This window comes from Modicisalibacter muralis (assembly GCF_900102945.1).
GTDB classification, from domain to species: Bacteria; Pseudomonadota; Gammaproteobacteria; order Pseudomonadales; family Halomonadaceae; genus Modicisalibacter; species Modicisalibacter muralis.
This window is the reverse complement of sequence record NZ_FNGI01000004.1, coordinates 148,861-171,729: the sequence shown is the minus strand read 5'-3', so window position 1 is coordinate 171,729 and position 22,869 is coordinate 148,861. Positions and strand designations below refer to the sequence as shown.

Here is a 22,869-nt window from a genome sequence, read left to right as displayed (position 1 = left end):
ACCGCTATCCATATTATGACGAAAAGACCACGATATGGACAAAGCTTTATTCCAACAACACCGGGCTACCCGAACGTGGCCCTTAAACCATCATAGCGTTCTTAGAGAGTTCTCTTAAGGAGAGTCGTCATGGCAACTCAAGACCCACAGGCCGCTCAGCCATTCACCATCAATCCGCTGACCGAGGCGCTCGGTGCCGAAATCATCGGTCTCGATCTCACTCAGCCGCTTTCCGATGCCACGTTCACGGCGTTGGAACGGGCTTTTCATCAATATCATGTCATCTGCTTTCGCGATCAGGTATTGGATGAAGAAGCCCACCTGGCTTTCACTCGGCATTGGGGCGAATTGGAGATTTTCCCCGAGGAAGACAAGACCAAGTCGGCGAAGACGTTCTACAACGTCGCTAACACCTCCGTCGAGGGTGAGCACCTTCCCGAAGACGACCCCAAAGTACTGTTCCAGAAGGTCAATGCCCGCTGGCATACGGATAGCTCCTACCGCTACATCCCGTCGTTCGCCTCATTGATGTACAGCACCGAAGTGCTGCCTGACGAGGCGAAAGGCGGCGAGACCGAGTTCTCGAACATGCTGGCCGCATACGACGCTCTGTCCGATGCGGATAAGCGGCGCTTCGAGCCGCTGCATATGGTGCATCACTACGAATTCGGTCGCCGGCTGTTTCCTGCCTTGCCGCCGATTACTGCCTTCGAACGCAATGCCGTGCCGCCGGTCTCGCACCCACTGGTTCGCGTTCATCCTGATCGCGACTATCGGCGCTCGCTGTTTTTTACCGTCAATGCCGGTAACGAGGTCAGTGGCATGGCGTTGGAGGAGGGCCAGGCGCTGCTCAAATGGCTCGACGAGTATGCCTCCCGGCCCGAGTTTACCTACAGCCATCGTTGGCGCGAGAACGATCTGGTGATGTGGGACAACCGCGTACTTCTTCATCGTGCGACACGCTACGACATGGCCAGGTACCGGCGTGCGTTTCGCCGCACCACGGTGGCTGGCAGCGGCCCGGCGCTCGGCCCGTTCTCGCTGGCGGTGCGCGATGCTCTGGCCAATGACCAGTGAACGACAAAGCGCCCGGTGAAACGATTCGAGCATGGCCTTATGCACACGTGCGGACGATATAGAGAACGGAGAGACATAGCGCAATGAAATATGCACTGGTCACTGGTGGCACCCGTGGCATCGGCGCGGGCGTCGCGAGATCGCTCGCGCGGGGCGGCTATCGCGTCGTCGCTACCGGCGTGAGCGAAGAAGAGGTTGGCGATTTCGCAGCATCCGAGGGAATCACCGCCCAGCAACTGGACGTGACCTCGCAGCAACAGGTGGACGCCTTAATCGCCTCGTTCGAACGGCTCGATGCCGTCGTCAACTGTGCCGGTATTATCCAGCGTGGCGGGAGTGAATTCGAACCTGACAAGTTTGCTCGAACACTCGAGGTGAACCTCACCGGCACCCTGCGCATCTGTCAGGCGGCTAAGGCCAAGCTGGCCGACGGCGGTGGAAGTATCGTCAACACCGCCTCGATGCTTTCCTACTTCGGTTCGGCTTCGGCGCCCGGCTATGCCGCCTCCAAGGGTGGCGTGGCGCAATTGACCAGGAGCCTGGCGGCGGCCTGGGCGATGGAAGGCATTCGCGTCAATGCCGTGGCGCCGGGTTGGATTGCCACTGAACTCACGCGTCCTCTGATAGAGAGCGACGAGCGCTCCGGGATGATTCTCGCACGCACCCCGATGGGGCGTTGGGGCGAACCCGACGAGATCGGCGATGTCGTGCTGTTTCTCTTATCGGAACAAGCCCGCTTCGTCACCGGGGCGATCCTGCCCGTCGATGGCGGTTATTCCAGCGTATAAACCTCAACATAGACAAACAGAGGAGCCTATTATGAGCCATTCACAGCAAACGCCGGCGGCTCCGGCAAACGACAAGTGGCAGCCCTATCGTCATCCACAGCCTGCCGAGGCGGCGATGGAGCTGGTCATCCCCGACGCTATTCCCGATGATGAACGGGTCTGGGTGCCGGTGGAAGAAAACGTCTGGTTTCGTCCATTGTGCCTGTCGGCCTCGACCGGTTACTGGGTAAATCTACTACGCGTACGCAAATCCGGCGTACTGTCGCGCCATCGCCATCCCCAGGCCGTGCATGGCTTCGTCCTGAAAGGCGAGTGGCGCTATCTCGAGCATGATTGGGTCGCAAACGAGGGTGGTTATGTCTATGAAGCACCAGGCGAAACCCATACCTTGATCGTCGATCCGCACGTCGATGAGATGATTACGCTGTTCCAGGTCAATGGCGCGATGATCTATGTCGACCCCGACGGCAAAAACGTCGGTTACGACGATGTGTTCACGCGTATCGCCAAATGCCGCGCGCACTACGAAGAAAATGGACTCGGTGGTGGTTTCATCGACCAGTTCATCCGCTAGATTGCGATGACGGTTCCGCCTGGCTTGGTAGGCTAAGCAGTGCAGGAAGTCGGCATCTTCTGTTGTAATGAGAATCGATGCCATTTAGCATGCGAGGGCTCTTCGGCAACCAGACCATGCCATGCTACCGACCCTCACCTCGCTATTTCAGGGTCCGCTCGCCGATTTTGGCGAGCGCCTGTTATTGCCTCATCAAGTACCTGCAACGCCGATTCCCGCCCGGCAACTGTTCACCGCCAAGGGGCTAGATGCGGTGCTCGAGCGCTATGCTGGCGGTTTTCGTACGCCGGGACGCCCGCCGCCGGATCGCCGGGCCGTGATGTCGCAGTGGTCGAAGTACTTCCTCTCCCAGGCGATCTACGTGCCGGTGGCCGCCAATCTGCTGCTCGACCGGCAGTTGCCGCTGGCGCTGGATCAACTCGGCTTACTGCTCGACGAGCAGAGCCTGGTCACGACGCTGGTGGTGCCCAACGAAGGTGAGCGGGTGAGCGGTGAAGGTGGCGAATCCCGCCTGCGACCGTTGATGGATGGGCTGCTGAACCCGGCGATCACGGCCATGGCGGCACATACCGGCATCGCCCCGCGCGCGTTATGGAGTAACGCTGGCCATTACTACGCCTATTTGATCGATCGGTTGCGAGAGCTGCCAAGCCCGCCGGCTGCGGTGGCCGAGGGCGCGCGACTGATGGCGCTTGGTCACTTCGCCGATGGCGCCCGCAATCCATTGTATCGACCGATTCGCGAGGTCATCGACGGTGCGGGTGAGGCCCGCTGCGTGCGGCGGGTGTGTTGCGTGCGCTATCGGCTAACGGAGCTTGGCTACTGCGGCAACTGCCCGCTGCCGGCGGCGCTGGCCTTGCCTGCCGAGGAGGCTTGAAGCTCGCCATTGACTAGCCGCTCGGCGGGAAACACACAGCGGAACAGCGCACCTTCGCCGGGGCGCGATTCGATCTCCAGGCGGGCATCGTGGCGCAGTAGCACGTGCTTGACGATGGCCAGACCCAGCCCGGTGCCGCCGGTCGCGGCGCTGCGGCCCTTGTCGACACGGTAGAAGCGCTCGGTAAGGCGCGGGATGTGCACCGGATCGATGCCTTCGCCGTCGTCGCTCACCTCCAGCGCGGCGCCGTCTTGAGTACCGTCCGGCCAGGCGCGCCAGCGCATCACGATGCTGCTGCCCGGCGCGGTATAGCGCACCGCGTTGAACACAAGATTGGATACCGCGCTGCGAATCTCCTGCTCGATACCCGATAGCCGCTGCGGCGTTTCGATCTCGATACGTAGATGATGGCTGCCGCCCGAAAGCGTCTCGGCATCGGCCCGGATGCTATCCAGCATCGAATCGATAGCGAGCGGCGCGGCCTGCTCGGCACGGTGATCTGTCTCCAGTCGCGCCAGCAGCAGCAGATCGTCGACCAGATTCTGCATGCGCGTGGTTTGGCCTTGCATCTGAACGATCCCGCGCTGCCAGCGCGGTGGCAGCTGATCCGCATACTCACCATAAGTTTCCAGATAGCCGGCCAGCACCGTCAGCGGCGTGCGCAACTCGTGGGAGACATTGGCGACGAAATCGCGGCGCATCTGCTCCAGGCGGTGCAAACGGCTGATATCGCGGGCCATCAGCAGGCGCTCGTCATCGCCGTAGAGCGTAAGCTGGAATTGCAGGATCAGGTCGTCGCGGATCGGCGAGGGTAGAGTCAGCGGCTCGCGGTAATCGCGGGCGTTGAAGTATTCGACGAAGCGCGGGTCACGCAGCAGGTTGGTGATGTGCTGGCCACGGTCGTGGGCGGCTTGCAGGCCCAGCATGGCCTCGGCGGCGCTGTTCCACCACTCCAGGTCGCCGCGTCGGTCGAGCATCACCACGCTGTCGCGCATCGCCTCCGAGGAGTCCTGTACGCGGCGGATGATGTCGCGCAGGCGCTGCTGGGTCTGGCGCTGATGCTTGTGATAGCGATACAGGCGATCGAACAGATCGCCCCACACGCCGGTGCCGACCGGGGGTTCCTGATGCGGATGCCGAATCAGCCAGACATACAGCTCGCGCAGATGTCTGAGATGTATAAAAACGAACAGACCCAGCCCGCCAGCCAGCCCCCAGCCCGGCTCGCCGAGTACCCAGCCCAACGCCCCCAGCCCGCCGACCAGATAGGCCAGCCGCCAGAGTTCGTTGGTCCAGTAGTACATGAGCCGTGGATCAACCCTTGGCCGAGAAGCGGTAGCCGGTGCCGCGCACGGTCTGGATCAGGTGCTGATGGGGCTCGCCGAGCGCCTTGCGCAGGCGGCGGATGTGCACGTCGACGGTACGCTCCTCGACATAAACGTTGCCGCCCCATACCTGGTCGAGCAACTGGCCACGCGTATAGGCGCGCTCCTGGTGGGTCATGAAGAATTGCAGCAGGCGGTACTCGGTGGGGCCGATCTCCAGCGCCAGGCCGTTCGACGAGACGCGATGGCTGGCCGGGTCGAGCATCAGCCCATCGATTTCAACCGCGTCTTCGATACCGCGTGGCGTGGCGCGTCGCAGCACCGCCTTGAGACGCGCCACCAGTTCGCGTGGCGAGAACGGCTTGGTGATGTAATCGTCGGCGCCGGCTTCCAGACCCAGGATCTTGTTGTCCTCCTCGCTCTTGGCGGTGAGCATGATGATCGGCAACTCGGCGGTGGTTTCCTCGCGCTTCAAGCGTCGCGCCAGCTCGATGCCGCTGGTGCCGGGCATCATCCAGTCGAGCAGCAGCAGGTCGGGCTTGTTGTCGACCACCATGGCGTGGGCGGTCTGGGCGTTGTCGGCCTCGAGCACGCGGTAGTCGGCCATTTCCAGGGCTACCGCGATCATTTCACGAATCGACGCTTCGTCATCGACGATAAGAACGGTCTTTGATGTCATTCACCTTGCCTCGTGCGGTAAGCGGATGCCATCCATACGCACCCGCGATGACAGGACGATGACGATTAGAACGCGCTGTTATGACAGCGACATGACAGTCGCTCCTTAATACAAGCTGACGGGCCAAAGGTCCAGCGCCAGCCCGGCAAACAGCACGAGTCCCGCCCAGTGATTGTTGAGAAAGGCCTGGAAACAGCGCTCGCGGGAGCGGTTGCGAATCAGCCAGTGCTGATAGACGAAGATCAGCGCCATCGCGGCAAGCCCCAACCAGAAGAAGCCGCCCAGCGCCAAACGCGAGCCGACCACCGCCAGGAGCGTCAGGCAGGCCAGTTGCAGCAGGCCGATCATCAGCCGGTCGTAATCGCCGAACAGCACCGCGGTGGACTTGATGCCGATCTTAAGGTCGTCGTCACGGTCGACCATCGCGTACTGGGTATCGTAGGCCACCGTCCAGGCGACGTTGGCGAGAAACAGCAGCCAGGCCTCCGCCGGCAAGCTACCCAATACCGCGCCGAAGGCCATGGGAATCGCCCACGAGAAGGCCGCGCCGAGAAATACCTGCGGCCAGTGCGTGTAGCGCTTCATGAACGGATAGATGAACGCCAGTATCACGCCGCCGACCGAGAGCATCACGGTGAACGCATTGGTGAAGCACACCAGCACGAAGGCGGCAACGACCAGCGCCACGAACAGCCCCTTGGCCTCGCCCTCGCTGATGCGCCCGGTGGCCAGCGGGCGGGTCTGGGTGCGCTTGACATGGCCATCGACGCGGCGGTCGGCGTAGTCGTTGATCACGCAGCCGGCGGCGCGCATCAGATACACCCCGACGACGAAGATCAGCAGCGTATCGCGCGCGGGCAGGCCCTCGGCGGCGACCCACAGCGCCCACATCGTCGGCCACATCAGCAGCCAGGTGCCGATCGGCCGGTCGAGACGGGTCAGCTGCAGAAAATCGGGCAAGCGCGCGAGGCCGCGTGGAAGCCCTTTATGCGATGAATGGCTCGACGAGTCGGGGGCGGGCATGGGATATCCTTGAAACGATCTCAGACAGCAAATGGAGCGGCTCCGGGCGACATGGACAGCAACAGCTTATCGCCTGGGCAGGTTCAGTTCATCCGCCATGCGCGCCAAAAAGAACTCCTGCACCAGCACCTGGAAGCGGCCATGCTGGAACAGCGAACGCCGACCCCAGGGGCCGCGCTCGACATGAAACGGCGCCGATTGGCGGGTGACGTCGATCGGGCCACGCTCGAGATCCGGCTGGCGAAACAGCCAACTGCCCAGCGAGCGCTCGCCGAGCTGGCCCAGGCGCTGGCCGCGCAACTGCGCCAGCGGTGCCACCGAGCGCGCTACCACCCAGGGGTTTCCAGCGGCGCACAGCGCCACTTCGCGGCGCCAGACCCGCTGCGTGAAGGGAATATCCAGCGCCAGCGCCTCGTCGCGGCGCGGGCGGTCGAGGCGCTGGGTGAGCAGGCGCACGCCGAAATCGCCATGGGCGGCATCGATCAGGCGCGCGGTCAGCGAGTCGGTGGAGGCTACCCAGTGCCACCAACCGGCGCTCATGGCCGGTCGCCAGGCCGCGGCGGGGCGCCATGCCAGGTACCGATCGGGACCGAGAAAAACGTCGTCGCGCACCGCGAACTCCGGGTCAAAACGGGGGCGCTAGTGTAACATGCGGCTTTCATGAATCGCGTTACCGACGTTCTCGCCGACGCCGCTGCGCGGCCGATCATCGTCACGACCAGGAGCCCCATGAGCGCACCGCTGACCATTCTCGGCACCGGCATGGCCGGCCTGGGCCTGGCTCGCCAGTTACGCGCCCGGGATCCGCAACGCGCGATCGTCCTGATCAGCGCGGATAGCGGCGACGACTATTCCAAGCCGTTGCTGTCCACCGGTTTCGCCAAGCGCCTGCCGCCCGAGAAGCTGGCGAGTCGCAGCGCCCTGGAGGTCGCCGATCAACTGGGCGCCGTGGTGCGCACGCATACCCGGGTCGATGCCATCGATGTCGCCGCCGGGGAGCTTTCGATCGGCGCCGAGCGGCTTGCCTACGGTGAACTGGTGATCGCCACCGGCGCCGTGCCGCGCCCACCGTTTGCCATCCCCGAAGCGCTGCGCGGACGCGCGTTCACCATCAACGATCTCGACGACTATCGCGCCTTTTACGCGGCACTCGAGACGCTGCGCCAGCGTGCGCCTCGGCATCGCGCGCGGATAGCGATCATCGGCGCCGGGCTGGTGGGCTGCGAATTCGCCAACGATCTGGTCGCGGGCGGTCACGAGGTGGCGTTGATCGCCCCTGAAAGCGCTCCGCTGGCCCGACTACTGCCCGAACCGCTGGGTCGGGTGCTGGGCGAAGCCCTGGCCGATAGCGGCGTCGACTTGCACCTGGGGCGTGGCCTCGATTCGCTGAGCGTCACGGGCGGCGACGTCAGTCTGGCGCTCGATGACGGCCATGCCTTGGACGCCGACCTGGTGCTGATCGCCACCGGCCTGGTGCCGCGTAGCGAGCTGGCGCTCGATGCCGGTCTCGAAACCAGCGCGGCGGGAATTCATACCGATCGTTACCTCGCCACCTCGGCGCCCGGCATTTACGCGCTGGGCGACGTGGCCTGCGTCGCCGGCGTCAACGCGATGTACGTGCAACCGTTGCAGGCCAGCGCCCGGGCATTGGCCGCCACCCTCGCCGGCACGCCGACGGCGGTCAGCTATGGCCCCTGGCCGGTGCTGGTCAAGACACCGGCGTGCCCAGTGGTCGCATTGGCGCCGCGGACCCCGCCCGAGCGCTGGCGAATCGAAGGAGAAGGCGCCGATCTGGCGGCGTTGGCCGAAGATAAGCAGGGACGGTTGATCGGCTTTGCGTTGACAGGCGCCTGCGTGCGGAGGAAAGTCGAACTGGCGCGAGCGGCACCGGCGTTGCTAGTCTAGTGACGTCATGCCCCCGCAGGTTATAGTCTTACTGCGGGGATTGCTAAATCAACCCGTGCTCAAGAACAACAAACGGCGGTTGGTCCGCCGTGCTAATGCCAAACCCAGGAGGGCTTTATGCGCAAGCCAGAACTCGCCGCGGCGATTGCCGAGCGTGCCGATCTATCAAAGGACAAAGCTGGTCAGGTGCTCAACGTGATTCTCGATGAGATCACCGGCACCGTCGCCAAGGGGCAGGATGTATCGCTGATTGGTTTCGGCTCCTTCACCGTTCGTGAACGTGCCGCACGCACCGGCAAGAACCCGCAGACCGGCGAGTCGTTGACCATCCCGGCCAGCAAGACCGTGGCCTTCAAGGCCGGCAAGGCCCTCAAGGACGCCGTCGCCAAGTAAGTAACTCGTAGTCGTTTTTGAAGTATCGTATGAAGTAAAGTGAGAGCCGGCTGCTACATATCGTCATCAGGCTCTCAGGTCACGCCGGTTGCGCTCGCAGCCGGCGATTTTTACTCAACGTGATTGGTCAGGAGCGTCATGAAGCTGCGACTGGTGCTGTGGCTGCTTGGCCTGATGCTCAAGCGTGCTCGGCGTGGGAATGCCCGCTTTCGGGAGACGCTCGGTGAACTGAACCGCCTGGATTGGGGCATCGCCACCGAGGATCTGGCCATCGCGCGTCACTATCGCATGACGCCAAAAGGCATTCACAGTGCGTCGGGCTTGCCGGTGGATCTCGATCTCGAACTGCGTTTTCGCGACGCCGAAGCGGCGCTGGCGATCCTCAAGAAACCCACTCAGCAGGCTTTTCTCGACGGCATGATCGATGGCCGCGTGCGCCTGGTCGGCGACTCGAAGGATCTGACCCGGTTGCAGAAATTGCTGGGCAAGATGTGAGGCCGCTGCTTCGCAGCGGGAAGCTGTAAGAGCGCCGCTTCGCGGCTGACGCAAGCTAGAAGAGCGTCGCTACGCGACTGGAAGCTGGAAGTACGCCGCGAAGCGGCTTGAAGGAAAAGCCAAGAGCCGAGACCATCCTTAGCTTCTAGCTTCTAGCTTCTAGCTTCTAGCTCTCGTCTCTATACCTGCCCGTAACGCCCCGCCTCCTCACCCAACCAGCGCCGGATCAGCACATCGCTGGCGTCCGGGGCTTCCTCGAGTAATGCTTTGGCGAGTGGGCTGACCCGCTCGAGCAGGTCGCGGTCGCGTTCCAGATCGGCGATCTTCATCTGCGCCAGGCCGGTCTGGCGAGTGCCCAGCACTTCGCCGGGGCCGCGCAGCTCGAGATCCTTCTCGGCGATGCGAAAGCCGTCGCTGGTCTCGCGCATCACGCCCAGGCGCTCGCGGGAGTGCGCCGACAGCGGCGGGTGATAGAGCAGCACGCAGAAGCTCTCGGTGCCGCCACGGCCGACCCGACCGCGCAGCTGGTGGAGTTGCGACAGGCCGAGGCGTTCGGGGTTCTCGATGATCATCAGGCTGGCATTGGGCACGTCGACGCCCACCTCGATGACCGTGGTGGCGACCAGCAGGTCTAGCTCGTCGGCCTTGAAGGCGTCCATCACCGCAGCCTTCTCGGTGGATTTCATGCGCCCGTGAACCAGGCCGATGGCCAGCTCCGGCAGCGCTTCGGTCAGCGCGTCGCGGGTCGCCTCGGCGGCCTGGCATTGCAGCGCTTCGGATTCCTCGATCAGTGTGCAGACCCAATAGGCCTGGCGACCTTCGGCGCAGGCGCGGCGGATGCGCTCGACCACCTCGGGGCGGCGTTCGTCGGGTACCGCGACCGTTTGCACCGGGGTGCGCCCGGGTGGCAACTCGTCGATCACCGACAGGTCGAGATCGGCGTAGGCGCTCATCGCCAGGGTGCGCGGGATGGGCGTGGCGGTCATGATCAACTGGTGCGGCGTCAGGCCGCCGGCTTCGCCTTTCTGGCGCAGCGCGAGGCGCTGGTGGACGCCGAAACGGTGCTGCTCGTCGATGATCGCCAGGCCCAGGCGCTGAAAATGCACATCGTCCTGAAACAGCGCATGGGTACCCACCGTGACCTGGGCGCGACCGTCGGCGAGCGCCGCCTTGGTGTCGAGCCGTGCCTTGCCCTTGAGTTTGCCGGCCAGCCAGGCGACCTCGATGCCCAGCGGCGAGAACCAGTCGCGGAAGTTGCGGAAGTGCTGCTCGGCGAGAATCTCGGTGGGCGCCATCACCGCCGCCTGGCAGCCACCGGCGATGGCCTGTAGCACGGCCATCGCCGCGACCACCGTCTTGCCCGAACCGACATCGCCCTGCAGCAGGCGCAGCATCGGCATCGGAGCTTCCAGGTCGCGGGCGATCTCATCGAGCACGCGGCGCTGGGCGCCGGTCAGCGCAAACGGCAACTGGGTGATAAAGCGCGCCTGCAAGCCGCGACCCGAGGGCAGCGTCGGGGCGCCATCGGCCTGAATGCGCAGGCGCACCTGGCGCAGGCTGAGCTGATGCGCGAGCAATTCTTCGAGTGCCAGACGGCGCTGGGTAGGGTGACTGGCGGTGGCCAGGCGCTCGAGGTCGGCATCCGGCGGCGGCTCGTGCAGATAGCACAGGCACGCATGCAGTTCGGGTAGCCGAAAGCGCTCGCGCAGCGGCTCGGGAATGCCGTCCGGCAGCGTTTCGGGGGCATCGGCCAGCGCCTTGAGTGCCTGGCCGATCAGCCCGCGCAGGCGCGCCTGATTGAGCCCTTCGGTGGTCGGGTAGATCGGCGTCAGATGTTCCTCGACCGGCGCGTCGCCCTGGCGCAGCAGGCGATATTCGGGATGGTACAGCTCAAGCCCAGTGGCGCCGGCGCGTGCCTCGCCGAAACAGCGCACGTGCGCGCCGCGGCTGAATTGTTGCTGCTGAGCCGGCGCGAAGTGGAAAAAGCGCAGGCTGAGAATGCCCGAGCCATCCTTGAGACGCACCAGCAGGCTGCGCCGCCGGCCCATGACGACCTCGGCGGCGCACACTTCGCCGTCTATCACCGCTTCCTGACCGGCGCGCAGCGTGCCGATCGGGGTGATGCGGGTACGGTCCTGATAACGCAGCGGCAGATGGAACAACAAGTCGGCGACGCACGCGATGCGCAGCCGCGCGAGCTTGGCGGCCAGCGCCTCGCCGACCCCGGCCAGCGCGGTGACCGGCTCCGCGAGTAACGGACGACTCATGCCGGCACGGCATCGAGCCGATGTTGGCGGCACGCGGTGACGGCATTGATCAACGCATCGATGGCTTTGGGCCGTGGATAGCTGGCGCGCCAGGCGATCGCCACGGTACGACTCGGCGCCTCGGGGGTGAAGGGCCGGCTTTCGAGCATGCCGCTCTCGTAATGCCCGGTGCCGATGGCCGATTGCGGCAGTACGGTGATACCCAGCCTGGAGGCAACCATGTGACGAATCGTTTCCAGCGAGCCACCCTCGGCGGTGAGGGTGTTGGCAGGGCTGTTGAGATGCGCGCTGATCGCCGGGCAGGCCTCGAGAATCTGATCGCGAAAACAATGGCCTTCGCCAAGCAGCAGCAAGCGCTCCTCGAGTAGGTCCTGCTTGTCGATGCTGGTACGGTTGGTCCAGGGGTGCCCGCTGGGTAGCAGGACCTCGAAAGGCTCGTCGTAGAGTGCGCGAGTGACCACGTCGGCCTCGGTGAACGGCAGCGCGATGATGATCGCATCAAGCTCGCCGCTTCTCAGCTTGCGGCGCAGTTCGGCGGTGAAGTTCTCCTCGATGTACAGCGACATCTGTGGCGCGCTGCGCGCCAGCTCGGGAATCAGGTGGGGAAACAGGTAGGGCCCGATGGTGTAAATGGCCCCGATGCGCAGTGGGCTGCTCAGTTGGTCCTTGCCCTCGTTGGCCAACTCGCGGATCACACTGGCCTGCTCAAGCACGCGCTGGGCCTGCTCGATGATCTTTTCACCCAGTGGGGTGACCTGAACGGTGGACTTGGAACGCTCGAAAAGCGCCACGCCAAGCTCTTCCTCGAGCTTCTTCACGGCCACCGACAGGGTCGGCTGGGAGACGAAGCAATGCTCGGCGGCGCGCCCGAAATGACGTTCCTGAGCCAAGGTTACGATGTACCGGAGTTCTGTTAGAGTCATGGTTCGGCCCGGATGGGCATCCTGTCGAAACGATGGGTTAAGGTTCGTTTTACCAAGGAGCCAGGTAAAGGTGAAGAAGACGAGTCTGATTCTCGGCTGCGGCGACATCGGCACGACGCTCGGCCAACAGCTTATCGAGGCGGGACACCGGGTGATAGGTGTTCGGCGCCATCCTCAATCCCTCAAAGGCCACGGTATCGAGCCGCTGGCACTGGATATCAACGCCGAGGGCGCCCTCGCGGCCCTGCCCGACGCCGATATCGTCGTCTATGTGGCGAGTGCTGATCATTTCGAAGAGAGCGCCTATCGAGCGGCCTACCCCGATGGCCTCAAAGCGGTGCTGGCGGAGTTCAGTCATCGCGCGCACTCGCCGGCCAGGGTGTTCTTCGTCTCATCGACCAGCGTTTATCCTCAGCAGGATGGCGAACGGGTCGACGAGGCTGCCGAGACTCAGCCTACCGGCTTTTCCGGCCAATTGATGCTCGAGGCGGAACGCGCGCTGATCGAACACCCGCTACCCGGTACGGTGGTGCGCTTCTCGGGTATCTATGGCCCGGGCCGCGACCGGTTGATTCGCCAGGTGCGCGAAGGCCGAATCGCCGCCGCCACGCCTCCAATGTACTCCAATCGCATTCATCGTGACGACTGTGCCGGCGTGCTGGCGCATTTGATCGAGCTGGCCCTGGGTGGCGAGAGCCTCGACGATCTGTATCTGGCTAGCGACTGCGAGCCGGTGCCGCTGCATGAGGTGATGACCTGGCTGGCCAAGCGCTTGAAGGTCGAATCCGTCGAAACGATCCAGTCGCCGCTGCGGCGGCGTTCCAGCAAACGCTGCGATAACACGCGTTTGTGTGAAACCGGCTATCGCTTCCGTTACCCGACCTTCCGCGAGGGCTATGCCCAGGTGCTGGCCAGCGAAGGCCGGATCGAGCCGGAAAAGGCCTGAGGCGACGTGGCAAGCTAGCGAATTCCCATATGCCGATCGATAACGTCGATCAAGGCAGCGGCGTGCGGGCCAGCGTGACGTAATCATGGCGGCCATCGGCGTAGCGGGAATGCACCAGTGCGACTCGCCTATAGTGCCATGCCAGGGGCGGGGAGAGGCTCCTCACAGGAGCCCTCCGCGCCTGGCGTAGCAGGGTCACGTGAGGCAGAAAGCGCTGGGATGGCGTTGCCAGATCCAGGCTGACGAGGGCCCGGCAGAGCTGCCGATTCAGCGCTTCGAGGGGCGGCGAAGGCGCCTGGCTGCCGGCCCAGGCGATACCGCCGCGGCGGAAGTGGCCGAGGCGGTCGAGGGTCCATTCCCCACCCGGGCAGGGCAGCGTGGCGGTGAGTGCCGCCAGCGCATCGGCGCTCTCGGGAGCGACATCGCCGATGAAGGCCAGTGTCAGGTGGAGCTTGGCGGGCGCCGTGGGGCGTCCGCCACAATCCCGCTGGGTATCGCGGGCCAGCGCCGCGAGTCGCCCACGCAGCGCGTCATCGGGCCACAGGGCGAAGAACAGTCGCATGGAAGATCTAGTCGCCGATGACCATGACCGCCTCGGCTTCCACCTGGCTGCCCTTGGGCAGGGCCTTGACGCCGACCGCCGCGCGCGCCGGGAAGGGCGCCTTGAAGAACTCCTCCATGACCTTGTTGACGATGGCGAAGTTATCCAGGTCGACCAGGTAGAGGTTGAGCTTGACGATATCCTGGAGCGAGCCGGCGGCTTCCTCGCAGACGGCGGTGAGATTGGTGAAGACCTGGCGTGCCTGGGCCTCGAAATCGTCGGAAACCAGATCCATGGTCTGCGGGTCGAGCGGAATCTGCCCGGACAGGTAGACGGTATTGCCGGCCTTGATCGCCTGGGAATAAGGGCCGATGGCGGCGGGGGCCTTGTCGGTGTTGATCACGGCTTTGTTGCTCATGAGTGACTCCTTGGTTGCGGTTATGCCCGGTTGTCGTGCTTCAGTGAAAAACAAAAGCCATCGCCCCGCCGCGTAGTGCACGGCGGGGCGATGGCAGCGATTCAGTTGTGGACGCGGTTGATCTTGCCGATGTGGTGCAGGTTGCGCATGCGTTTGATGATTCGTGCCAAGTGCACGCGATCGCGCACGGCCAGGGTCAGATTGACGATCGATAGCCGCGCGTCGCGCTCCTCGATGCCGATGCGCTCGATGTTGGCATCGGCGTCGGTGACCAGGCTGGCCAGTTCGGCGACCATGCCGCGCCGGGTTTCCATTTCGATGCGCAGCGCCACCGGAAAATCGCCGCTGATTTCCGCCGACCATTCCAGGCTGAAGAGCTTCTCGGGGTCGTTGCGCAACTCATTGATGTTACGGCAGTCGTCGCGGTGCACGACGATGCCCTTGCCCACCGACAGGTGGCCGATCACCGGGTCGCCGGGCAACGGGTGGCAACAGCGCGCAAAGCTCAGCACCATGCCTTCGGTGCCGCTGATCACCACCGGGCCGTCCTGGCCGCTGCCGGTCACGGTGCCGGAAAGTCCCCCGGCAATCTGTGATTCGGCAAGCCGGCGGGCCACGGCGTAGGCCATGCGCGTGCCCAGGCCGATGGATTCGAGCAGGTCGTCGGCGTGCTTGATTTCGAACTCGTCGAGCAGTCCTGCCAGTTGACCCTGAGGCAGTTCCTCGAGGCTGGTCTCGAAGTCGGCGAGGGCCTTGTTGAGCAGCCGCCGACCGAGCTGTATCGACTCGGTGCGCTGCTGGTGCTTGAGCGCATGGCGGATCGCCGAACGTGCCTTGGCGGTGATCACGAAGCTTAGCCAGGCCAGATTGGGGCGCGCGCCGGGCGCGGTGATGATCTCCAGCGTCTGGCCGCTTTCCAAGCGGCTCGACAGCGGCGCCAGGTGACGGTCGATGCGACAGGCGATGCAGCTATTGCCGATGTCGGTATGCACGGCGTAGGCGAAGTCGACCGCAGTGGCGCCGCGCGGCAGCTCCATGATGTCGCCTTTTGGCGTGAACACGTAGGTATCGTCGGGAAAAAGGTCGTTCTTGACGTGTTCGATGAACTCCAGCGGGTTGCCGGCATGGCGCTGCATTTCGAGCAGCCCGCGCACCCATTCGCGCGCTCGCGCATGGCTGCCGGCGGCGATCGGTCGCTCGGTCTGGCCGGCCTTGTACAGCCAGTGCGCGGCGATGCCGTTGTTGGCCATCGCCTCCATTTCGCGGGTGCGGATCTGCACCTCGATGGGTATGCCGCTGGCGCCGAACAGGGTGGTGTGCAGGCTCTGATAGCCGTTGGCCTTGGGGATCGCGATGTAATCCTTGAAGCGTCCGGGGACCGGCTTGTAGAGGTTGTGCACCGCGCCGAGGATGCGATAGCAGGTGTCGACGTCCTCGGTGATGATACGAAAGCCGAACACGTCCATGATCTCGGCGAACGGCTTGCGCTGATCGCGCATCTTGCGATAGATCGACAGCAGATGCTTCTGGCGGCCGACCACGGTGCCGGGCAGGCCATCGTCGTCGAGGCAATGCTGCAGGCTGGTCTGCACCTGGCGGATCATCGTGCGGCGATTGCCGCGCGCCTTGGACACGGCGCGCTTGATGCGCTCGGCGCGCATCGGATACAGGGCCTGGAACGACAGGTCCTCGAGCTCGACGCGGATGGTGTTGATGCCCAGGCGACTGGCGATCCGCGAGTAGATCTCCAGCGTCTCGCGGGCGATGCGGCGCTTCTTGTCGGGGCGCAGCGCGCCGAGCGTGCGCATGTTGTGCAGCCGGTCGGCGAGCTTGACGATGATCACCCGGATGTCCTTGGACATCGCCATGACCATCTTCTGGAAGTTCTCGGCCTGGGCGACGGCCTTGTCCTCGAAGGTGATCTGGGTCAGCTTCGAGACGCCATCGACCAGCTCCGCCACCGGTTCGCCGAATTGCACGGACAACGCATCCTTGGAGATACCGGTGTCTTCGATCACGTCGTGCAGCATGGCGGCCATCAGGCTCTGATGGTCCATGTGCATGTTGGCGAGGATATTGGAGACGGCGAGGGGGTGGGTGACGTAGGGCTCGCCGGAACGTCGCCGCTGGCCGTCGTGGGCCTGCTCGGCGTAATAGAAGGCGCGCTTGACCTGCTGGATCTCGTCCGCTGGGAGATAGCCGCCGAGGCGGTCGGCCAGGTCATCGATGGTGAACATGCGGCGCGCCTATCCTGTAAAACATCGCCTGATGATTCGTCAGCCGCTGAGTCGAACGAATGGCGTCGAGCTCAGGCGTCGAATTCAGCGCTGGGTTCCGGGCGAATGCGTACCGGCGCCTCGACCGGCTCGTTGAGAACGTTTTCATCGATCTGGCCGGCGGCGATTTCGCGCAGCGCCATCACGGTGGGCTTGTCGTTTTCCCAGGGCAGCTGGGCGTCACGGGTACCGCGTGCCAACTGGCGGGCGCGCTGGGTGGAGATCATCACCAGCTTGAAGCGGTTTTCGACGTGATCGAGACAATCTTCTACGGTAACTCGCGCCATGAACGTATTCCTGAATTTGCCGATAAAGTGAAACAGCGTGACGAGGCTGGTACGACGCACAGCCCCTGAAATCGCGGGGTAGGGACCCATCAGTTTACTCGACCCCTTCGATACCTGACAAGAGCGCCGCCAGCAGCGCCCCGTGACGCTCGCGAACCCGCGTCAGCTTGGCACGCTCGGCGAGCACCAGGCCGGCCAGTTGGGCCACGGCGGTAGCGAAATCGTCGTTGATGACGATGTGCGAGTACTCGTCGAAGTGCGACATCTCGCTGACCGCGTCGCGCATGCGCCGGGCGATCACCGTGGCGTCGTCGGTGCCGCGCGCCGACAGGCGCTCATGCAGCGCCTCGCGCGAGGGCGGCAACACGAACACCGACACCGCTTCGGGCATCTGCGCGCGCACCTGACGCGCGCCCTGCCAGTCGATCTCGAGAATCACGTCCTGGCCGGCGGCAAGCAATGCCTGTACCGCCGGGCGCGAGGTGCCGTAGTGGTTGTCGAACACCTGGGCATGCTCGAAGAAGTCGCCGCGTGCGATCATCCGCTCGAAGGTGGCGACATCGACGAAGTGGTAGTTGATACCGTCGACCTCGCCGGGGCGCATCGGCCGCGTGGTATGCGACACCGACACCTGGATAGCGTCGAGGCGCTCGAGCAGCGCGCGCACCAGGCTGGTCTTGCCGGCCCCGGAAGGCGCGGAAACGATGTAGAGCGTGCCGTTATTGAAGCTACCTTGTGACATGAGTTCCAATATCCGATTGCGCGGTTGAGTCGAGCCGCTGCGGGAAAGCGCGCATTATCGCATAATGCGGCGCTGGCTCTACACTGTCGCATTCGGCCCTCGAACAAGGACGCTCATGACTCATCCGTCGCCTTCCTCGCGACTGGCCTTTTGCGGCGTGGCCTTCGCCTTTCTGACGGTCATGCTGGGCGCGACGCTGCCGACACCGCTCTATCCTGTCTATCAGCAGCGCTTCGGCTTTTCGCAATTGATGATCACGGTGATCTTCGCCGCCTACGCGGTCGGCGTGATCGCTGCACTGATCGGCACCGGGCGCTGGTCGGACCAGGTCGGCAGGCGCCCGCTATTGTTCGCCGGGCTGGTCGCCGCCGCCCTCAGCGATGGCCTGTTTCTGGTCAGCGATGGCCTGAGCGGGCTACTCGCCGGGCGCGTGCTGTCGGGTGTTTCGGCCGGTGTCTTCACCGGCACGGCGACCGTGGCGGTGATCGAGCTGGCGCCACGCCACTGGCAACGTTCGGCGACCTTCGTCGCCACCGCCGCCAACATGGGCGGGCTGGGCCTGGGGCCGGTCGTCGCCGGCCTGCTGGGGCAGACTGCGCCATGGCCGCTGCATCTTGCCTACGCCGGGCACCTGGGGTTACTGGCGCTGGCCTTCGTCGCCGTGTGGTTGGCCCCGGAAACGGTCGAGCGACCGCCGCATCCGCGCTTGCGGCTACAGCGCCTGAACATACCCGCCGAAGTACGCGGGGTATTTCTACCGGCGGCGATCGCCGGCTTCGCGGGATTCGCGGTGCTGGGCTTTTTCACCGCCACCGCGCCGGCCTTCATGGGCGAGGTGCTGGGCTATTCCAATCTGGCGCTGATCGGCCTCGTCGCCGGCGTGGTGTTCTTCGCCTCCACGCTCGGGCAGTTCCTGCAGGGTCGCCTGGTCGAGCGCAACCGCTTGCCGTTGGGCTGTGGCGTGGTCATCGTCGGCGCGGGGCTGGTCGGCGTGGGTATCGGGCTCGCCTCGCTGGGGTGCTTCGTGGCGGGTGCGCTGATCGTCGGGCTGGGCCAGGGCATCGCCTTTCGCGCCGGGCTCGGCGCGGTCACGGCGGCAAGCCCGGCCAACCAACGCGGCGCGGTGACTTCGACGTTCTTCGTCGTGACCTATGTGGCGCTGTCGATCCCGGTGCTGGGTATCGGGCTGACGGCGCGTGTCATCGGCCTTTCCGCCACCGGCGTGGGATTTTCCGGATTCGTCGCATTATTGGCGGCCGCCGCACTGGTATTATTGTTAAGACGTCGTTCGTCTACATCGACCCATTCATCTCACCCGGAGTCCTGACATGACCGCCCCCGCTACCTCGCTACGCATCCGCCGCCCCGACGACTGGCACCTGCATCTGCGCGACGGCGAGCTGATGGCGAGGGTGCTGCCCTACACCAGCGCGCGCTATGGACGCGCCATCGTCATGCCCAATCTGGCGCCGCCGGTGACCACGGTGGTGGCGGCTCGCGCCTATCGCGAGCGGATTGTCGCCGCGTTGCCGGCAGGGCACGACTTCACGCCGTTGATGACCTGCTACCTGAGCGAGAGCGTGACCGCCGATGAGCTCGAGCGCGGCTACAATGACGGCGTGTTCACCGCCGCCAAGCTCTATCCGGCCAACGCCACGACCAATTCCGCCCACGGCATCCGCGACGTCCAGGCGATCTACCCGCTGTTCGAGGCGATGCAGCGCATCGGCATGCCGCTGTTGATTCATGGCGAGGTGACTCACGGCCATGTGGATGTCTTCGATCGCGAGAAGGTCTTCATCGACGAGGTGATGGAAGACATTCGCCGTCAGTTCCCCGAGCTCAAGGTGGTCTTCGAGCACATCACTACCCGTGAAGCGGCGCAGTACGTGAGCGAGGGCAACGAGTTCCTGGCGGCGACGATCACCCCGCAGCACCTGGCGCACAATCGCAACGACATGCTGGTCGGCGGCATTCGCCCGCATCTCTATTGCCTGCCGATATTGAAGCGCAACGTTCACCAGCAGGCGCTGCGCGAGGCCATTGCCAGCGGCCACTCGCGCTTTTTCCTGGGCACCGACTCGGCGCCACACGTGGCCAGCACCAAGGAGACGAGCTGCGGCTGCGCCGGGGTATTCAATGCGCCCACCGCGCTCGAGGTCTACGCCACGGTGTTCGAGGAAGAGGCCGCGCTTGAGCATTTCGAGGCGTTCTGCTCGCTCAATGGGCCGGCCTTCTACGGGCTGGCGCCCAACGCGGAATTCATCGAACTGGTTCGCGAGCCGGTGACGGTGCCCGAGTCGATCGGCGACGGTGAGCGGCGTCTGGTGCCGTTTCGCGCCGGCGAGACGCTAACCTGGTCGGTGAAAGACGCTTGAGCCTGACCCTCTCTCGCCCGCGCCTGGCCGAGCTGGCCCTGGCGCTGGGTGGTTTCGGCATCGGTACCGGCGAGTTCGTTATCATGGGGCTGATGAGCCGGGTGGCGAGCGATCTTCGGGTCGCCGTGCCCGATGTCGGCTACGCCATCAGCAGCTACGCCCTCGGCGTGGTGGTGGGCGCACCGTTGATCTCCGCGCTGGCCGCTCGCGTGCCGAGGCGTGGATTGCTCATCGCGCTGATGTTGGTATTCGCCATCGGCAATATCGCCAGCGCCTTCGCCCCGGATTTCTGGTCGTTCGTGCTGCTGCGCTTTCTCGCCGGGCTGCCGCATGGCGCCTATTTCGGCGTCGCCGCGCTGGTCGCCGCTGCCGCGGTACCGATCGACGAGCGTGCCCGCGCGGTAAGCCGGGTGATGCTTGGGCTGACCACGGCGATCCTGATCGGCGCGCCGCTGGCCACCTGGGCCGGCAATCTGCTTGGCTGGCAGGTCGCCTTCGCCGGGGTGGGCGTCATCGCCCTGCTCACCGCGCTGCTGATCGGGCTCTGGGTGCCCTTTCAGCCCGCCAACCCTCTGGCCAGCCCGCGCCGCGAGCTGTCGGCGCTGGTCAAGCAGCGCGTGCTGTTCACCCTGGGCGTGGCCTGTATCGGCTTCGGCGGCATGTTTGCGATATTCAGCTACGTGATGCCGACGCTGACCGAGCAGGCCGGCATGGCCGAGGCGCTGGGGCCGCTGGTGCTGGTGATCTTCGGCGTCGGCACCATCGTCGGCAATCTGGCCGGCGCACGCATGGCGGACAAGAACCTGCTGCGCGCCATTCCCGGCATTCTGATCTGGTGCCTGGTCGTTCAAGGGCTGTTCTACTTTGCCGCCAATTCTATATGGCTGGGGATGTTTTTCGTCGGCCTGGTCGGCACCAGCATGGCGCTGGGCCCGGCGTTGCAGACGCGCCTGATGGACGTCGCCGAGGATGCCCAGACCATGGCCGCCTCGCTCAATCACGCCGCCTTCAATGGCGCCAATGCACTCGGCGCCTTGCTCGCTGGTGTCACCGTCAAGCTCGGTTTCGCCTGGTCGTCGACTGGCTTGGTCGGCGCCGCGCTGGCGGCGGGTGGCTTGGTGATTTTCTATGTGGGGTTGTGGGTGGATCGGGCTGCGGCGGTGGAAAGCGCCTGACATCGCATAGTCATTGACAAGGTGTACTATGTACTCCTATTCTGTAAATAAGGAAAAGGAGTTTGTCGCGAGTGTCGCATGCCATTGAGTTTATCGAGACCTCTACCTTCACCAGTCAGGTACAAAAGATCGCCACAGATGATGAATTAAAGGACTTGCAGCGAGAGCTGATCGCCCAACCCGACAAGGGTGACCTCATCCAGGGAACAGGCGGCCTACGCAAAATCCGTATGGCGACGGGCCGGCAAGGCAAGAGTGGTGGCGCAAGAGTGATCTATTTCTTGGCAATAGAGGACGTTATCTATCTCGTGCTTGCCTACCCCAAAAGCACGAAGGACAGCCTAACAAAAGCAGAAAAGGCGGCATTGAAGTCGTTAACGAAACAGCTGAAAGATGAGGTGTAACATGAGCATCTTCAATGAACTCAAGTCTTCCCTGGAAGAAGCCGTAGACATTAAGCAAGGCCGGAAAAACCCCGCTCGTGTCACTCGCCATGAAGTGGCTGATGTCAAAGCCATTCGCGCCAAGCTCAATGTTTCCCAGGTAGAGTTTGCCGACGCGTTGGGCACCAGTGTAGATACTGTCAAAAGCTGGGAAGGTAAGCGCCGAAATCCGACGGGCCTCGCCGCCAAGGTATTATCCACGATACAAGACAACCCAGACTTTTACCGTGAACTAATCGCTCACTGAAAGAAGACGCAGTATTGAATCAGGAGAGGGTGGGCTGGCAGCTTATATGCCAGTCCCAACGCTGTTGGGACTGACTCCCAAATTTACTTTCTAGTTGTCAGTAGCTTGAGGAAGATTTTCGTAGTCTTTGATAGACTTACGTCCGATATTGTTTGCATAAGTAAAACATTTTATGCGTGGCCTGGAGTTGGTGAGCGCTACTCAATATTCTGAATCTGTTCCCTCATCTGCTCGATCAGCACCTTCAGTTCCACCGCGCAGCGGGTACTCTCGGCGACCACCGCCTTGGACGATAGCGTATTGGCCTCGCGATTGAGCTCCTGCATCAAAAAATCCAAACGCCGACCGACCGGGCCCTTTTGCTTGAGCTGGCGCTCGACTTCGGTGACGTGGGTCTCCAGTCGGTCGAGTTCCTCATCGACATCAGCCTTCTGGGCGAGCAGGGCGATCTCGGCTTCGAGGCGCTGCGGTTCGAGCTCGGCCTTGAGGGTTTCGAGACGTTCGAGAAGCTGCGCGCGTTGGCGCTCGAGGATGCTTGGCAGCAAGGCACGCACCTCGGCGACCTGGATGCGCACGCCGTCGAGGCGGCTCTGGATCAACTCGGCGAGGCGCTTGCCCTCGCGGGCGCGCCCGGCGATCAGGTCGTTCAGAGCAGTATCGAACAGCGCCAGGGCCTCGCGCTGAACCGTTTCCAGGTCGGCGCCACGAGACTCCACTACGCCGGGATGATCGAGCAGCGCCAGGGCGTTGGGCATCTCGGCGTCGGGCACCTCGGCACGTACCTCATGCAGCGCGCGGGCCAGCTCGGCGAGGCGCGTGCGATTGACCGCCAGCGATTCGCCGCCGGCGGCGGGTTCGAAGCGTAGCGTGCATTCGACCTTGCCGCGCGCCAGGCGATTCCTGAGTGCCTCACGAAACGCCGGTTCCAGGTCGCGCAGGGCTTCCGGTAGGCGGAAGTGCGGCTCCAGATAGCGCTGGTTCACCGAGCGCAGTTCCAGTTGCAGGCTGCCCCAGTCGGCCTCGATGGTCTGCCGGGTGAAGGCGGTCATGCTATGGGTCATGCGAGTTCCTCGAATGAATGGCCAGAGCC

The 22,869-nt window shown here is 64.0% G+C and carries 25 protein-coding genes; 13 read left to right on the top strand and 12 right to left on the bottom strand.

Translation table 11 applies throughout. The annotated features are described in order from the left end of the window. Nucleotides 1-129 precede the first annotated feature (129 nt). The 4 genes from BLR92_RS09360 (at nucleotide 130) to fhuF (ending at nucleotide 3,316) form a co-directional block, all read left to right on the top strand. Nucleotides 130-1,077, top strand: coding sequence for a TauD/TfdA dioxygenase family protein (locus tag BLR92_RS09360; RefSeq protein WP_089727822.1), 948 nt, complete (start codon nucleotides 130-132; stop codon nucleotides 1,075-1,077). An 83-nt stretch (nucleotides 1,078-1,160) separates the two neighbouring features. Beyond that, nucleotides 1,161-1,865: an SDR family NAD(P)-dependent oxidoreductase gene (locus BLR92_RS09355; protein ID WP_089727820.1), complete on the top strand. Its 705-nt coding sequence runs from the start codon at nucleotides 1,161-1,163 to the stop codon at nucleotides 1,863-1,865. A gap of 31 nt (nucleotides 1,866-1,896) precedes the next feature. Beyond that, complete coding sequence (locus tag BLR92_RS09350; RefSeq protein ID WP_089727818.1) at nucleotides 1,897-2,439, top strand: 2,4'-dihydroxyacetophenone dioxygenase family protein; 543 nt, start codon at nucleotides 1,897-1,899, stop codon at nucleotides 2,437-2,439. Between the two features lie 121 nt (nucleotides 2,440-2,560). Beyond that, nucleotides 2,561-3,316 carry a siderophore-iron reductase FhuF gene (fhuF, locus tag BLR92_RS09345; protein ID WP_089727816.1) on the top strand — a complete coding sequence of 252 codons (756 nt, stop codon included), beginning with the start codon at nucleotides 2,561-2,563 and terminating at the stop codon, nucleotides 3,314-3,316. Here the strand turns inward: fhuF and phoR are convergent. The 4 genes from phoR to BLR92_RS09325 form a co-directional block, all read right to left on the bottom strand. Next, entirely contained in the window at nucleotides 3,259-4,620 is a 1,362-nt protein-coding gene (gene phoR, locus BLR92_RS09340; RefSeq protein ID WP_089727815.1) for a phosphate regulon sensor histidine kinase PhoR, read from the bottom strand. The genes fhuF and phoR overlap by 58 nt on opposite strands. 10 nt (nucleotides 4,621-4,630) lie before the next feature. Continuing rightward, on the bottom strand, nucleotides 4,631-5,320 hold the full coding sequence (gene phoB / locus BLR92_RS09335) for a phosphate regulon transcriptional regulator PhoB (RefSeq protein ID WP_089727813.1): 690 nt from the start codon (nucleotides 5,318-5,320) through the stop codon (nucleotides 4,631-4,633). Between the two features lie 105 nt (nucleotides 5,321-5,425). Continuing rightward, nucleotides 5,426-6,343, bottom strand: coding sequence for a 4-hydroxybenzoate octaprenyltransferase (gene ubiA / locus BLR92_RS09330; RefSeq protein WP_089727811.1), 918 nt, complete (start codon nucleotides 6,341-6,343; stop codon nucleotides 5,426-5,428). Between the two features lie 66 nt (nucleotides 6,344-6,409). Next, nucleotides 6,410-6,955 carry a chorismate--pyruvate lyase family protein gene (locus tag BLR92_RS09325; RefSeq protein ID WP_245704160.1) on the bottom strand — a complete coding sequence of 182 codons (546 nt, stop codon included), beginning with the start codon at nucleotides 6,953-6,955 and terminating at the stop codon, nucleotides 6,410-6,412. Between the two features lie 117 nt (nucleotides 6,956-7,072). On the opposite strand from BLR92_RS09325, the gene BLR92_RS09320 reads away from it, so the two are divergent. The 3 genes from BLR92_RS09320 (at nucleotide 7,073) to BLR92_RS09310 (ending at nucleotide 9,136) form a co-directional block, all read left to right on the top strand. Continuing rightward, entirely contained in the window at nucleotides 7,073-8,248 is a 1,176-nt protein-coding gene (locus BLR92_RS09320; protein ID WP_089727809.1) for an NAD(P)/FAD-dependent oxidoreductase, read from the top strand. A 117-nt stretch (nucleotides 8,249-8,365) separates the two neighbouring features. Next, nucleotides 8,366-8,641 (top strand): HU family DNA-binding protein, encoded by a 276-nt coding sequence (locus BLR92_RS09315; protein WP_089727808.1) that lies wholly within the window; start codon nucleotides 8,366-8,368, stop codon nucleotides 8,639-8,641. A 138-nt stretch (nucleotides 8,642-8,779) separates the two neighbouring features. Then, nucleotides 8,780-9,136 (top strand): hypothetical protein, encoded by a 357-nt coding sequence (locus BLR92_RS09310; RefSeq protein ID WP_089727806.1) that lies wholly within the window; start codon nucleotides 8,780-8,782, stop codon nucleotides 9,134-9,136. Between the two features lie 179 nt (nucleotides 9,137-9,315). Here BLR92_RS09310 and recG read toward each other — a convergent pair whose 3' ends face one another. Next, nucleotides 9,316-11,496 (bottom strand): ATP-dependent DNA helicase RecG, encoded by a 2,181-nt coding sequence (gene recG / locus BLR92_RS09305; protein ID WP_089728065.1) that lies wholly within the window; start codon nucleotides 11,494-11,496, stop codon nucleotides 9,316-9,318. Next, nucleotides 11,400-12,326 (bottom strand): hydrogen peroxide-inducible genes activator, encoded by a 927-nt coding sequence (locus tag BLR92_RS09300; RefSeq protein WP_089727804.1) that lies wholly within the window; start codon nucleotides 12,324-12,326, stop codon nucleotides 11,400-11,402. The genes recG and BLR92_RS09300 overlap by 97 nt, the downstream gene beginning before the upstream one ends. A gap of 70 nt (nucleotides 12,327-12,396) precedes the next feature. Here BLR92_RS09300 and BLR92_RS09295 point away from each other — a divergent pair, with 70 nt between their 5' ends. Continuing rightward, nucleotides 12,397-13,272 carry an SDR family oxidoreductase gene (locus tag BLR92_RS09295; RefSeq protein ID WP_089727802.1) on the top strand — a complete coding sequence of 292 codons (876 nt, stop codon included), beginning with the start codon at nucleotides 12,397-12,399 and terminating at the stop codon, nucleotides 13,270-13,272. Between the two features lie 49 nt (nucleotides 13,273-13,321). Here the strand turns inward: BLR92_RS09295 and thpR are convergent, their stop codons facing one another. From thpR to gmk, 5 genes are all read right to left on the bottom strand, one after another. Beyond that, nucleotides 13,322-13,834, bottom strand: a complete 513-nt coding sequence (thpR, locus tag BLR92_RS09290) for an RNA 2',3'-cyclic phosphodiesterase (RefSeq protein ID WP_089727800.1) — start codon at nucleotides 13,832-13,834, stop codon at nucleotides 13,322-13,324. Between the two features lie 7 nt (nucleotides 13,835-13,841). Beyond that, a complete protein-coding gene (locus tag BLR92_RS09285; protein WP_089727799.1) occupies nucleotides 13,842-14,231 on the bottom strand; it encodes a RidA family protein in 390 nt (129 codons plus the stop codon). A 101-nt stretch (nucleotides 14,232-14,332) separates the two neighbouring features. After that, nucleotides 14,333-16,468 carry a bifunctional GTP diphosphokinase/guanosine-3',5'-bis pyrophosphate 3'-pyrophosphohydrolase gene (spoT, locus tag BLR92_RS09280; RefSeq protein WP_089727797.1) on the bottom strand — a complete coding sequence of 712 codons (2,136 nt, stop codon included), beginning with the start codon at nucleotides 16,466-16,468 and terminating at the stop codon, nucleotides 14,333-14,335. Between the two features lie 71 nt (nucleotides 16,469-16,539). Continuing rightward, nucleotides 16,540-16,794 carry a DNA-directed RNA polymerase subunit omega gene (rpoZ, locus tag BLR92_RS09275; protein ID WP_089727795.1) on the bottom strand — a complete coding sequence of 85 codons (255 nt, stop codon included), beginning with the start codon at nucleotides 16,792-16,794 and terminating at the stop codon, nucleotides 16,540-16,542. A gap of 94 nt (nucleotides 16,795-16,888) precedes the next feature. After that, nucleotides 16,889-17,536, bottom strand: a complete 648-nt coding sequence (gmk, locus tag BLR92_RS09270) for a guanylate kinase (RefSeq protein ID WP_089727793.1) — start codon at nucleotides 17,534-17,536, stop codon at nucleotides 16,889-16,891. A 115-nt stretch (nucleotides 17,537-17,651) separates the two neighbouring features. On the opposite strand from gmk, the gene BLR92_RS09265 reads away from it, so the two are divergent. The 5 genes from BLR92_RS09265 to nadS all read left to right on the top strand — a co-directional run bounded on the left by BLR92_RS09265 (nucleotide 17,652) and on the right by nadS (nucleotide 21,779). Next, nucleotides 17,652-18,863: an MFS transporter gene (locus BLR92_RS09265; RefSeq protein WP_089727791.1), complete on the top strand. Its 1,212-nt coding sequence runs from the start codon at nucleotides 17,652-17,654 to the stop codon at nucleotides 18,861-18,863. A 1-nt stretch (nucleotide 18,864) separates the two neighbouring features. Beyond that, entirely contained in the window at nucleotides 18,865-19,914 is a 1,050-nt protein-coding gene (gene pyrC / locus BLR92_RS09260) for a dihydroorotase (protein ID WP_089727789.1), read from the top strand. Next, nucleotides 19,911-21,089, top strand: a complete 1,179-nt coding sequence (locus tag BLR92_RS09255; RefSeq protein ID WP_089727786.1) for an MFS transporter — start codon at nucleotides 19,911-19,913, stop codon at nucleotides 21,087-21,089. Before pyrC ends, BLR92_RS09255 begins: the two co-directional genes overlap by 4 nt. Nucleotides 21,090-21,160: 71 nt before the next feature. Beyond that, a complete protein-coding gene (locus tag BLR92_RS09250) occupies nucleotides 21,161-21,493 on the top strand; it encodes a type II toxin-antitoxin system RelE/ParE family toxin (protein WP_089727785.1) in 333 nt (110 codons plus the stop codon). Nucleotide 21,494: 1 nt separating this feature from the next. Then, on the top strand, nucleotides 21,495-21,779 hold the full coding sequence (nadS, locus tag BLR92_RS09245; RefSeq protein WP_089727783.1) for a NadS family protein: 285 nt from the start codon (nucleotides 21,495-21,497) through the stop codon (nucleotides 21,777-21,779). 197 nt (nucleotides 21,780-21,976) lie between these two features. Here the strand turns inward: nadS and BLR92_RS09240 are convergent, their stop codons facing one another. Then, nucleotides 21,977-22,840 carry a YicC/YloC family endoribonuclease gene (locus tag BLR92_RS09240; protein WP_089727782.1) on the bottom strand — a complete coding sequence of 288 codons (864 nt, stop codon included), beginning with the start codon at nucleotides 22,838-22,840 and terminating at the stop codon, nucleotides 21,977-21,979. Nucleotides 22,841-22,869 lie beyond the last annotated feature (29 nt).